Source organism: Variovorax sp. 10L421 (assembly GCF_056395365.1).
Window position 1 is genome coordinate 349,658 of record NZ_JBFTJJ010000003.1, and the last position, 10,926, is coordinate 360,583.

At 67.1% G+C, this 10,926-nt stretch carries 10 protein-coding genes; 2 read left to right on the forward strand and 8 right to left on the reverse strand.

Translation table 11 applies throughout. The annotated features are described in order from the left end of the window. Nucleotides 1-31: 31 nt before the first annotated feature. The 6 genes from AC1DFC_RS07940 to AC1DFC_RS07965 are packed head-to-tail and all read right to left on the reverse strand — an operon-like array spanning nucleotide 32 to nucleotide 6,963. On the reverse strand, nucleotides 32-430 hold the full coding sequence (locus AC1DFC_RS07940) for a RidA family protein (protein WP_056516702.1): 399 nt from the start codon (nucleotides 428-430) through the stop codon (nucleotides 32-34). Beyond that, complete coding sequence (locus AC1DFC_RS07945; RefSeq protein WP_009124830.1) at nucleotides 427-2,049, reverse strand: AMP-binding protein; 1,623 nt, start codon at nucleotides 2,047-2,049, stop codon at nucleotides 427-429. Before AC1DFC_RS07945 ends, AC1DFC_RS07940 begins: the two co-directional genes overlap by 4 nt. A gap of 5 nt (nucleotides 2,050-2,054) precedes the next feature. Next, the gene (locus tag AC1DFC_RS07950) at nucleotides 2,055-3,248 is read right to left on the reverse strand and encodes an acyl-CoA dehydrogenase family protein (protein WP_009124831.1); all 1,194 of its coding nucleotides are present in this window, start codon (nucleotides 3,246-3,248) and stop codon (nucleotides 2,055-2,057) included. Between the two features lie 4 nt (nucleotides 3,249-3,252). Continuing rightward, entirely contained in the window at nucleotides 3,253-4,107 is an 855-nt protein-coding gene (locus tag AC1DFC_RS07955; RefSeq protein WP_009124832.1) for an enoyl-CoA hydratase family protein, read from the reverse strand. Beyond that, complete coding sequence (locus tag AC1DFC_RS07960) at nucleotides 4,104-4,586, reverse strand: MarR family winged helix-turn-helix transcriptional regulator (protein WP_009124835.1); 483 nt, start codon at nucleotides 4,584-4,586, stop codon at nucleotides 4,104-4,106. Before AC1DFC_RS07960 ends, AC1DFC_RS07955 begins: the two co-directional genes overlap by 4 nt. Nucleotide 4,587: 1 nt before the next feature. After that, nucleotides 4,588-6,963, reverse strand: coding sequence for a bifunctional salicylyl-CoA 5-hydroxylase/oxidoreductase (locus AC1DFC_RS07965; protein WP_009124837.1), 2,376 nt, complete (start codon nucleotides 6,961-6,963; stop codon nucleotides 4,588-4,590). A gap of 131 nt (nucleotides 6,964-7,094) precedes the next feature. Between AC1DFC_RS07965 and AC1DFC_RS07970 the strand changes: the two genes are divergently transcribed. Continuing rightward, nucleotides 7,095-8,363 carry a class I SAM-dependent methyltransferase gene (locus tag AC1DFC_RS07970; RefSeq protein WP_413315510.1) on the forward strand — a complete coding sequence of 423 codons (1,269 nt, stop codon included), beginning with the start codon at nucleotides 7,095-7,097 and terminating at the stop codon, nucleotides 8,361-8,363. A gap of 11 nt (nucleotides 8,364-8,374) precedes the next feature. Next, entirely contained in the window at nucleotides 8,375-8,698 is a 324-nt protein-coding gene (locus AC1DFC_RS07975) for a DUF1840 domain-containing protein (RefSeq protein WP_413331878.1), read from the forward strand. A gap of 119 nt (nucleotides 8,699-8,817) precedes the next feature. Here AC1DFC_RS07975 and AC1DFC_RS07980 read toward each other — a convergent pair whose 3' ends face one another. Together AC1DFC_RS07980 and AC1DFC_RS07985 are read right to left on the reverse strand one after the other, a co-directional pair. Continuing rightward, nucleotides 8,818-9,846, reverse strand: a complete 1,029-nt coding sequence (locus AC1DFC_RS07980) for a Bug family tripartite tricarboxylate transporter substrate binding protein (RefSeq protein ID WP_413315511.1) — start codon at nucleotides 9,844-9,846, stop codon at nucleotides 8,818-8,820. A gap of 66 nt (nucleotides 9,847-9,912) precedes the next feature. Next, complete coding sequence (locus tag AC1DFC_RS07985) at nucleotides 9,913-10,839, reverse strand: LysR family transcriptional regulator (RefSeq protein ID WP_007830533.1); 927 nt, start codon at nucleotides 10,837-10,839, stop codon at nucleotides 9,913-9,915. Nucleotides 10,840-10,926 lie beyond the last annotated feature (87 nt).

Sequence of the window (10,926 nt, forward strand, 5' to 3'; positions counted from 1 at the left end):
ATTTTTATTTCCGCCGGCCATTGCCGCCCAATCAGTCGGGAACGACTGCCGTGACTTCGATTTCCACCTTCGCGCGGTGCTCGACCAGCGCCGCCACCTGCACGCAGGTCATGGCCGGGAAGTTGCGGCCCATGGCATCGCGATAGACGGGGCCGAGCTCGGAGAGCCGGCGGCTGTATTCGTCGCGGTCCGTCACGTACCAGGTCATGCGCACCATGTGCTCGGGGCCCGCGCCGCCTGCGCGCAACACCTCGGCAATGTTGCGCAGTGCCTGGCCGCATTGCTCGATGAAGTCGTCCGACTCGAACTGCTGTTGTGCGTTCCAGCCGATCTGGCCGCCGACGAACAGCATCGTGCCGCGTGCAGCGACACCGTTTGCATAGCCCTTGGGAGGCAGCCAGCCTTCAGGCTGCAGGAGTTTGTTGATCATGGTGTGGTGTTGAGTTGTCTCAGTTTGAATCGCTGGAGCTTGCCGGTTTCGGTGCGCGGCAACACCGCGACGAACTCGATCTCCCGCGGGTATTTGAACGGTGCGATCGTCGCTTTCACATGGTCCTGCAGCGCCTTCACGAGGGCCGCATCGCCTTCGTGCCCTGGCTTGAGCACGCAGAATGCCTTCACGATCATGCCGCGGTCGGCGTCGGGCTTGCCGATCACGCCGCACTCGGCGACCGCCGGGTGCTTCAGCAGCGCGTCTTCGACCTCCGGCCCGCCGACGTTGTAGCCGGCTGTGATGATCATGTCGTCCGCGCGCGCCTGGTAGAAGAAATAGCCGTCGTCGTCCTGCACGAAGGAATCGCCCGGGTAGTTCCAGCCGTTCTTCACGTAGTCGGCCTGGCGCGGATCGTCGAGATAGCGGCAGCCCACCGGGCCTTGCAGCGCAAGCTTGCCAACCGTGCCGCGCGGCACTTCGTTGCCTTCGTCGTCCACCACCTTGGCGGTGAAGCCGGGAACCACCTTGCCCACCGCGCCGCGGCGTACGTCGCCGCCCGCGGCGGAGATGTAGATGTGGAACACCTCGGTGCCGCCGATGCCGTCGAGCATCTCGATGCCGGTGGCTTCCTTCCACAGCTGGCGTGTGGCGTCGGGCAGCGCCTCGCCCGCACTCACGCTGATGCGCAGGCTGGGCATGCCGTGCTGCTTCACGAAGGGCGCCATCTGGCGATAGAAGGTCGGCGCCGTGTAGCAGATCGTCGCGCCCACCTCGTTGATGAGCTTCACCAGCCCTTCTGGTGTGAACGGCGCGTCGGCAAAGTACACCGAAGCGCCGGCCCACATCGGGAACACGAGCAGCCCGCCGAGCCCGAAGGTGAAAGCCAGCGGCGGCGAGCCGATCACGATGTCGTCGCTGCGCGCGCGCAACACGTGGCGCGGCCAGGTCTCGCACATTGCGAGCACGTCGCGGTGCGTGGTGACGGGCGCCTTGGGCTTGCCCGTGGTGCCCGAGGTGAAGGCCAGCAGCGCGACGTCGTCGGAAGCCGTGGGGCAGGCCGTGAACACGCCGCTCTTCTTCGCCGCGCGCGCGGAGAGCGAGTCCGGCGCTTCGGGCCTGTTGAATGCGATCACGGTGGCCAGCACGGGGTGCTCGCGCTGTGCGATCGCGAGTTCGTCGAGCAGGCGGCCATCGCACAGCGCAGCAACGGGCTGCGCCTTCTCGATGATGTCGCCCAGCTCCTTTGCGCGCAGCAGCGGCATCGTCGCCACCGCGATCAGTCCGGCCTTCACCACCGCGAGCCACGACAGAGCCATGGCCACCGAGTTGCCGCCGCGCAGCAGCACGCGATTTCCCGGCACGAGTCCGAGATCCTCGGTCAGCACCTGCGCAATGCGGTTGACTTCGATGGCGGCCTGCGCGTACGTCAGCGTGCCCTGCGGTGAACGCAGCATCGGGTTGTCGCCGAAGCCCTTCGACGCGGCCTTGTCGAGCAGTTCCTCGACCAGGTTCAGCTGGTCGGGCAACTGCAGCTCGGGCAGGTCGTAGCGAAAGACGGGCAGCTGCTCGGCGGGCGGCAGGCGGTCGTGAACGAAGCGGTCGACTTGGGCAGACACGGTGTTTATCCCCGCAGAACGGATTTGCCAATGATCAGTTGTTGAACCTCCGTCGCGCCTTCGTAGATGCGCAGCGAGCGGATGTCGCGGTAGAGGCTCTCAATCTTCGTGCCAACCTTCACGCCGAGGCCGCCATGCATCTGCAGTGCCATGTCGATCACGCGGCTGGCGTTCTCGGTGGCGCACATCTTGGCCATCGCGGCAGCGGCTGACACATCGCCGACCGCAGGCGCGCCGCGCTGCTCGGCGTCATCGCGCATCCATGCGGCGCGGTAGGTGAGCAGCGCCGCGCTGTCGATCAGCGCGGCCATCTCGCCAAGCTTGGCCTGCGTGAGCTGGAAGTCGGCGAGCGTCTGGCCGAACATGCGGCGGTTCTTCGAATGCGAGATGGCTTCGGCCAGTGCGCGGCGACCCATGCCGAGCGCTGCCGCCGCCACCGAGGCGCGGAAGATGTCGAGCGTGCGCATCGCGAGCTTGAAGCCGCCATTGAGTTCGCCGAGCTGCGCCGTGCGCGGCACGATGCAGTTCTCGAAACGCAGCGTGGCGAGCGGATGCGGTGCCATCACGTCGATGTGCGCGGAGGTGTCGAGGCCGGGCGTCGTCGCGTCGACGATGAAGGCCGTGATGCCGCGCGTGCCGCCCGTGGGATCGGTCTTCGCGAACACGCAGTAGAAATCGGCGATGCCGCCGTTGCTGATCCAGGTTTTCTCGCCGTTCAGGCGCCAGCCGTCGGCGGTCGTTTCGGCGCGCATGGCCATTGCACCCACGTCGGAGCCTGCCTCGGGTTCGCTGAGCGCGAAGGCCGCGATCTTGCTGCCCTTCGCCACGGCAGTCAGGTAGCTTGCATGCTGTTCTGGCGTGCCAGCGAGCGTGATCGCACCGCTGCCGAGACCCTGCATGGCGAAGGCGAAGTCGGCGAGCGGCGAATGGAAGGCCAGCGTCTCGCGCAGCAGCACGAGTGCGCGCGAGTCGAGGCGCTCGAGCGCACCGCCAGCGCTGCCGGGCACGGCATAGCGCAGCCAGCCGCCGTCGCCGAGCCGCTTCACCCAGTCCCGGCACGCCGCGCGGTCGTCGCGCTCGTCCACCTCCTGCGCGGCGGCCCAGGGCAGCAGGCCATCGGCCAATGCGCGATGTGCATCGTCGAAGAATGGCAGCGCGAGGTGCGCGGTCGATGGCGGTGCAGGTGCTTTGGTCATCATCGCGTCAATCTCCACCGAACACGGGTTTGCGCTTGGCCGCAAAGGCCTCGTACGCCCGCTTGAAATCTTCGGTCTGCATGCAGATCGCTTGCGCCTGCGCCTCGGCCTCGATGGCCTGGTCGATGGTCATGGACCATTCCTGCGACAGCATGGTCTTGGTCATGCCATGCGCGAAGGTCGGACCTTCCGCCAGGTCGCGCGCCACCTTGATGGCGGCTTCGAGCAACGCATCGCTTTCGTGCAGGGCGTTGAAGAAGCCCCAGGCATGGCCTTCCTGCGCGGTCATGGCGCGGCCGGTGAACAGCAGTTCCGACGCACGGCCCTGGCCGATCACGCGCGGCAGCAGTGCACACGCGCCCATGTCCGCGCCGGCCAGGCCCACGCGCGTGAACAGGAATGCGGTGCGCGTGGCGGGCGAGCCGTAGCGCAGGTCGCAGGCCAGCGCGATCATCGCGCCGGCACCGGCGCACACGCCGTCGATGGCGCCGACGATCGGTTGGGGGCAGGCGCGGATCGCCTTGACCAGGTCGCCCGTCATGCGCGTGAACTCCAGCAGCTCGGGCATGCGCATGCCGGTCAGCGGGCCGATGATCTCGTGCACGTCGCCGCCCGAGCAGAAGTTGCCGCCCGCACCGGTCACGACGATGACCTTCACGTCGGTGGCGTAGGCCAGTGCGCGGAACAGGTCACGCAGTTCGGCGTACGAGTCGAAGGTCAGCGGGTTCTTGCGCTCGGGCCGGTTCAGCGTGATGGTGCCGACACCGGCTTCAAAACTCCACGCGAAGTGCTCGGCCTTGTAGGCCGCCTTCGCCTCGAATTGCGCGCGCATGGGGTTGCCTGCGCCGATGTAGTGCTTCATTCGGTCTCCGCCATCAATAGTTGGTTGTGTGAGTGTTGCTTGACCTTGCCGAGCAGCTTGTGGAGCTGCGCGATCTCCTTGCCGCTGAGGCCCGCAAAGGCCTCGACGATCCAGTCTTCATGCTGCTGCGCCATCTCGTTGAAGAGCTTGCGCCCGCGCGCGGTGAGCCGCACGCGCCACGCGCGCCGGTCGCCTTCGACGTTGATTCGTTCGACCAGTCCTTCGGCCACGAGCTGGTCGGTGATGCCGGTCACGTTGCCGCCCGTCACCATCATGCGGCGCGAGAGCTCGTTCATCTTCAGCCCGTCGGGCGAGCGCTCGAGCTGCGACATCAGGTCGAAGCGCGGCAGCGTGGTGGCGAACTGGGAGCGCAGTTCGTTGCGCACCTGCTTCTCGATGAGCTGGGTGCAGGTCAGGAGCCGCAGCCAGAGGCGCAGGGCCTCGGGGTGTTCGCTGTGGGCGCGGGCTTCGAGGTCCATGTCAGTGCGTCTCCTCGTTGTTCTGTGCCGTCACTGCAGCCGCGGCCATCTGCTGCTGCTTCGCGATCTCGCGGTACATCTGGTCGCGGCCGCTCAGGTATTGCTTGGGCCAATCGACGTCGCGGCTCTGCAGCTTTGCGGCCTCGTGCAGCGTCCATGCGGGGTCGGCGAGGTGCGGGCGGGCCACGGCGCAGAGATCGGCGCGGCCGGCGGCAATGATGCTGTTGGCCTGGTCGGCGTCGGTGATGGCGCCCACGGCGATGGTCGAGATGCCGACCTCGTTGCGGATGCGGTCCGAGAACGGCGTCTGGTACATGCGCCCGTACACCGGCTTCGCGGCGCGCGTGGTCTGGCCCGACGACACGTCGATGAAATCGGCGCCGGCTTCCTTGAAAAGACGTGCGACCACGATCGCATCGGCATCGGTGTTGCCGCCGGGCGCCCAGTCGTGCGCGGAGATGCGCACGCTCATCGGCTTGTCGGCGGGCCACACCGCGCGCATGGCGCGGAACACTTCGAGCGGGTAGCGGCAGCGCGCCTCGATGTCGCCGCCGTATTCGTCGGTGCGCAGGTTGGTGAGCGGGCTGATGAAGGCCGACAGCAGGTAGCCGTGCGCGCAGTGCAGCTCGAGCCAGTCGAAGCCGCATTCGGCGGCGCGGCGGGTGGAGGCTACGAATTGCTCGCGCAGCGTGTCCATCTCGGAGCGGGTGATCGCTGCGGGCAACTGGTTCTGCTCGCCGTAAGGCACGGCACTTGCGCCGAGCACCGGCCAGTTGCCGCTTTCGAGCGGTTCGTCGGTGCCTTCCCAGCCCACGCGGGTCGAGCCCTTGGGGCCGCTGTGGCCGAGCTGCATGGCGATCTTCGCGCTCGACTGCGTGTGCACGAAATCGACGATGCGCTTGAAGGCGGCCTGCTGCGCGTCGTTGTACAGGCCCGTGCATGCCGGCGTGATGCGGCCTTCGGGCGTCGGGCTCGTCATTTCGACGAACACCATCGCGGCGCCGCCGAGCGCACGTGCGCCCAGGTGCACCAGCAGGAAGTCTTGCGGCACACCGTCGACCGCGCTGTAGGTGGCCATCGGCGACACGAGGATGCGGTTCTTCAGCGTGAGCCCGCGCACCTTGTAGGGCATGAGCATCGGCGCCATCGCCTTGCCGCCTGCGAGCCACTGCTCGTAGCCGCCGAGCCACTGCGTGTCGCGCACGCGCAGGTTCTCGTGGCTGATGCGCTGCGAGCGGGTGAGCAGCGAGTAGGCGAACTGCTCGATCTGCATGCCCGTGTAGCGCGGCACGTTCTCAAACCACTCGGTGGAGTTGCGCGCGGCGTTCTGGATCTTCAGCACCTCGACGCTGCGGCGCGCCTCGTAGCCTTCGAGCACATGGTCGACCGTGCCGCCCTGCGCGAACTCGTTGGCCAGGTCGATCGCGTCTTCCAGCGCGAGCTTGGTGCCCGAGCCGATCGAGAAATGCGCCGTGTGCGCGGCGTCGCCCATCAGCACGACGGGCACCGAGCGGCCTTCGACGTCGATGCGGTGCGTCCAGCGCTCGCACACCACGCGCGGAAAGCGGATCCAGTTGGCCGAGCCGCGCAGGTGCGTGGCGTTGCTGATGAGCGGGTGGCCGCCCAGGTACTTGGCGAACAGCTTCTCGCAGAAGGCGATGGCCTCGGGCTGCTCCATCTGGTCGAGACCGTGGGCCTTCCACACGGCCTCGGGCGTCTCGACGATGAAGGTCGAGGTCTTGTCGTCGAACTGGTAGGCATGCGCCTGAAACCAGCCGTGCTCGGTCTGCTCGAAGGCGAAGGTGAAGGCGTCGAAGGTCTGGTGCGTGCCCAGCCACACGAAGCGGCAGTTGCGCAGGTCGATGTCGGGCTTGAACACGTCGGCATAGCGCTGGCGGATGCGGCTGTTGAGGCCGTCGCTGGCAATCACGAGGTCGGCCTTGTACTGCGCGGCGATCGCCTGGTCGTCGGTGGCGTCGGTCTCGAACACCAGCTCGACGCCCAGTGCCAGGCAGCGCTCCTGCAGGATGTTCAGCAGCCGCTTGCGGCCGATGCCGCAGAAGCCGTGGCCGCCCGAGCGCACCTGGCGGCCCTTGAAGAAGACCTGGATGTCGTCCCAGTGGTGGAACTCGTTGCCGATCAGCGCCGCGGTTGGCGCATCGGCCGCGTGCAGGTTGCCCAGCGTCTGGTCGCTCAGCACCACGCCCCAGCCGAAGGTGTCGAAGGGGCGGTTGCGTTCCACCACCGTGATCTGCAGCGCGGGGTTGCGCGCCTTCATCAACAGGGCGAAGTACAGGCCCGCCGGCCCGCCGCCGATGCACAGGATGCGTTGGAGGTCCGAGGCGGGAGCGGGTTTGACCGGGCTTAGGCTGTTCATGGTTCAATAGTTTAGACATAAACAATCTGCTGTCAATGGCGATTCGTAACGGCCGTCCGGCGCGCGGGTCGCGGCTTCGGCCGACAAGGGCAGTCATGCAAAAACTTTGAAAAATCAATACCATGGGCTCCATGCAAAACTTGATACCCAAGATCGAGTCGCAGCTGGCTTCGCTGCCTGTCCCCATCGCGCTGGAACTGCCCGATGGCCGGCGTGTTGCCCAGGCGGGAGCCCGCGTCACGCTGGCCTTCAAGGAGTGGGCCGTGCTCGCCAAGCTGGCAGCGCGGCAGGTGGGCGCCATCGGTGAGGCGTATGTCGAGGGCAAGGTGCAGATCGAGGGGGCCATGCGCGACCTGATCGACGCCACGGTCGGCATGCTGCCCGGCAACCCGGCCGAAACCGACACAGGCTGGTGGAGCCGCCTTCAGCACATGGCCAAGTCGCACGGCTCGCATTCGCTGCGCAAGGATGCGGCCCAGATCGAGTTCCACTATGACGTGTCCGACGACTTCTACGCGCTGTGGCTCGACGCGCGCCGGGTCTATTCATGTGCGTACTTCCGTACGCCCGATCTCACGCTGGCGCAGGCGCAGGAAGCCAAGCTCGACCACATCTGCCGCAAGCTCATGCTGCAGCCGGGCGAGCGCTATCTCGACATCGGCTCGGGCTGGGGCGCGTTACTGCTGTGGGCGGCCGAGCATTACGGCGTGGACGCTACCGGCATCACGCTGTCGAAGAACCAGCACGCGTACGTGCAGCGCCTGATCGAGGAAAAGGGCCTGCAAGGCCGCGTGCGCGTCGAACTGCGCGACTACCGCGAGCTGTCGGTCGGCCAGCCTTTCGACAAGATTTCCTCGGTCGGCATGTTCGAGCACGTGGGCGCGGCCAACATGCCGACCTACTTCCGCAAGATCCATTCGCTGCTGAGGCCGGGTGGGCTGGTGATGAACCACGGCATCACCTCGGGCGAACTCAACTACCGCCAGCTCGGCGCCGGCATGGGCGACTTCATCGAGAAGTACATCTTCCCGGGCGGCGAACTGCTGCACGTGACGCACGTGTTGCGCGAGACGGCCGCGGCCGGCCTGGAGATGGTCGATACCGAGAGCCTGCGCCCGCACTATGCGCGCACGCTCTGGGCCTGGTCGGACGCGCTGGAGGCGCAGCTCGACGCCGCGCGCGAAGTGCTGCGGCGCAGCGGCGGCCGCCAGAGCGACAACGCCGAGCGCATCCTGCGGGCCTATCGTCTCTACCTCGCAGGCTCGGCCATGAGTTTCGAGCAGGGCTGGATCTCGCTGCACCAGATGCTGTCCACCAAGCCAGACGGCAAGGTCGAACACGGCGTTCTGCGCGGCGCGCAATCGGTGTACCCTTTTGCCCGTGACTACATCTACAAGTGAGTGAGAACACCATGCTCTATCGATTCCAGTCCCGAGCCTCTCCCGACTTCGTGATGCTCGAAGTGCATGCCCGGCAGTTGTTCGACATCGTCGGCAAGGCGATTGCGCCGCAAGGCATCATCACGGTCGAGCAGATCCCGGGCGCCATTGCGGCCCTCGAAGCTGCGCTGGCGCGCGAGGCCGCCAACGCACACAACAACGACGACTACGCCGTCGAAGGCCACGCCAGCGAGGCCGAGAAGCAGCATGTCGGGCTGCACCAGCGTGCGATCCCGCTGCTGCACATGCTCAAGGATTCGCTGGCCGAGAAAAAAGACGTGACTTGGAAGACCTGATCGACCAGATCGAACGGCTCCAGTCGCGAAACGCCGCGGAACCGGCTTTGCCGGGCCGCAGGCGTTGCTCCCTGCAAGGGGGTTGGCGCCAGCGACACGAAGTGCGCGAAGCCTGGGGGTCAGTCAACTTTCGCGCCGGAGTCCTTGACCACCTTGGCCCACTTCACGTGCTCGCTCGCAATGAGCTTCGTAAAGTCGGCGGGCGAATTGCCGCTCGGGATCGCGCCCTGCGCGAGCATCTTTTCCTTGATGGCCGGCGTGCCCAGCGACCTGGCCACTTCCTGCTGGATGCGGTTCACGATCTCCGGTGAGGTTCCGGCCGGGGCCAGCAGCCCGAACCACGAGCTTGCCTCGTAGCCCTTGAGCGACGGGCCTCCCGCTTCAGCCACCGTCGGAATGTCCGGCAGCGCGGGCGAACGCTGCGCGCTCGTCACGGCCAGCGCGGTGAGCTTGCCGGCCTTGATCTGTGCCATCGACGAGGGCAGGTTGTCGAACATGACGTCGGCGTTGCCGCCCACCATGTCCAGCAGCGCCGGGCCCGAGCCCTTGTACGGGATGTGGGCCATGAACGTGCCGGTCATGCTCTTGAACAGTTCGCCGGCGAGATGGATCGACGTGCCGCTGCCGCTCGACGCCATGTTGAGCTTGCCCGGGTTGGCCTTGGCGTACTTGATGAAGTCCTGCACATTGCGGATGTTCAGCGTCTTCGCCTTGTCGGCATTCATCTCCATCACATTCGGCACGGCGGCCACCAGCGTGATCGGCGCGAAGTCCTTGATCGGGTCGAAGGGCAGCTTGGGGTACAGCGCGCGGTTGATGCCGTGCGTGCCCACCGTGCCCATCAGCAGCGTGTAGCCGTCGTTCGGCGCGCGGGCCACAAGCTCGGCGCCCACGTTGCCGCCCGCGCCCGCGCGGTTGTCCACGATGAACTGCTGGCCGAAGGCCTTCGACAGCTCGGGCGCGACGGCGCGCGCCAGGATGTCGGTGGTGCCGCCGGCCGCGAAGGGCACGACGATGCGCACGGGCTTGGTCGGCCAGGTGCCTTGGGCCCACGAAGGAGCGGCCATCAGCGTGAGGGCGGTGGCGACGGAAGCGGCCAGCGCGGCGCGGCGATGGGTCCGGAAGGAAGAGCAGAAGAAAGAAGTCATGCGCGCGTTTGTACAGGCGCGCGCCGCGCACGTCGCGGGTGAAAACCCCGTGGGCCGGCAGGCCGCTCAGGCCACCTGCATCCGCTGCGCAAACCGCTCGTCGCGAAAACGTTCGAGCACGAAGTCGATGAACACGCGCGTCTTCGGCGGCAGCAGCTTCTTGCTCGGGTAGTAGAGCCACACCGCGCCCGCATCCTGGTGCCAGTCGGGCAGCAGCCGCAGCAGCTCGCCGCTGCGCAGGCCGCGCTCCACGAAGGGCATCGGCAGCATCGCCACGCCCAGACCCATCAACGCTGCATGCGCGATGGCCTCGGGGTCGTTGAAGATCGCGCGCGGCCGGGGCAGCTCCACCGTGGCCTCTTCGCCGCGCGCATGCCGCAGCGTCCAGCCGCGCAGCCGGCCTGTGGGCGAGGACCGGCGCAGCAACGTGTCGAGCGCCGCCAGGTCCGAGGGATGCCGGGGCCGCTCGCGCCCCTCCATGTAGCGCGGCGATGCCACGGCCACCACGTGAATGCGCGCCAGCTCCCGCGCTATCAACCCGGCCGCGAGTTCGATGCCGCCGCCGATGGCCGCGTCGAAGCCCTCGCCCACCAGGTCCACCTGCTGGTTGTCGAAATGCCAGTCCGGCAGGATGGCCGGGTAGCGCGCGAGGAAGTCGCCCATCATCGGCAGCACGTGCTCGCGCCCGAAGGCCTGGCCCATGCTCACCTTCAGCGTGCCGGCGGGCTGGCCGTCGTCCTTGTCGATGCCGGCCACCGCCTCCTGCAGCGTGGCGAGCGCGCCGCCGACCTGCGCCAGGAAGCGCTCGCCGCCCTCGGTCAGCGTGAGGCGGCGCGTGCTGCGCTGGAACAGCCGCACGCCCAGCCGTGCTTCGAGCCGTGCAACGTTCTTGCTCACGGCCGCCGGCGTCAGCCCCAGGCGCCGGGCCGCTGCCGAGAAGCTGCCGCCCTCGGCGCTCTGCACGAAGGATTCGAGGTGACTGAGCGGTTCCATGGCCGCATTGTCATTCCCATCTTCAACTCCGGGTTGAATTTGATTGCCTCGATTGATGGCTACCGCCACAGGAATGAATTGCCGACA

Excerpts from the sequence above, each read along its gene's own strand:
- AC1DFC_RS07950 (WP_009124831.1), bottom strand. The coding sequence starts at position 3,248 with ATGATGACCAAAGCACCTGCACCGCCATCGACCGCGCACCTCGCGCTG.
- AC1DFC_RS07970 (WP_413315510.1), top strand. The coding sequence starts at position 7,095 with ATGCAAAACTTGATACCCAAGATCGAGTCGCAGCTGGCTTCGCTGCCT.
- AC1DFC_RS07980 (WP_413315511.1), bottom strand. The coding sequence starts at position 9,846 with ATGACTTCTTTCTTCTGCTCTTCCTTCCGGACCCATCGCCGCGCCGCG.
- AC1DFC_RS07975 (WP_413331878.1), top strand. The coding sequence starts at position 8,375 with ATGCTCTATCGATTCCAGTCCCGAGCCTCTCCCGACTTCGTGATGCTC.
- AC1DFC_RS07985 (WP_007830533.1), bottom strand. The coding sequence starts at position 10,839 with ATGGAACCGCTCAGTCACCTCGAATCCTTCGTGCAGAGCGCCGAGGGC.
- AC1DFC_RS07955 (WP_009124832.1), bottom strand. The coding sequence starts at position 4,107 with ATGAAGCACTACATCGGCGCAGGCAACCCCATGCGCGCGCAATTCGAG.
- AC1DFC_RS07965 (WP_009124837.1), bottom strand. The coding sequence starts at position 6,963 with ATGAACAGCCTAAGCCCGGTCAAACCCGCTCCCGCCTCGGACCTCCAA.
- AC1DFC_RS07960 (WP_009124835.1), bottom strand. The coding sequence starts at position 4,586 with ATGGACCTCGAAGCCCGCGCCCACAGCGAACACCCCGAGGCCCTGCGC.
- AC1DFC_RS07940 (WP_056516702.1), bottom strand. The coding sequence starts at position 430 with ATGATCAACAAACTCCTGCAGCCTGAAGGCTGGCTGCCTCCCAAGGGC.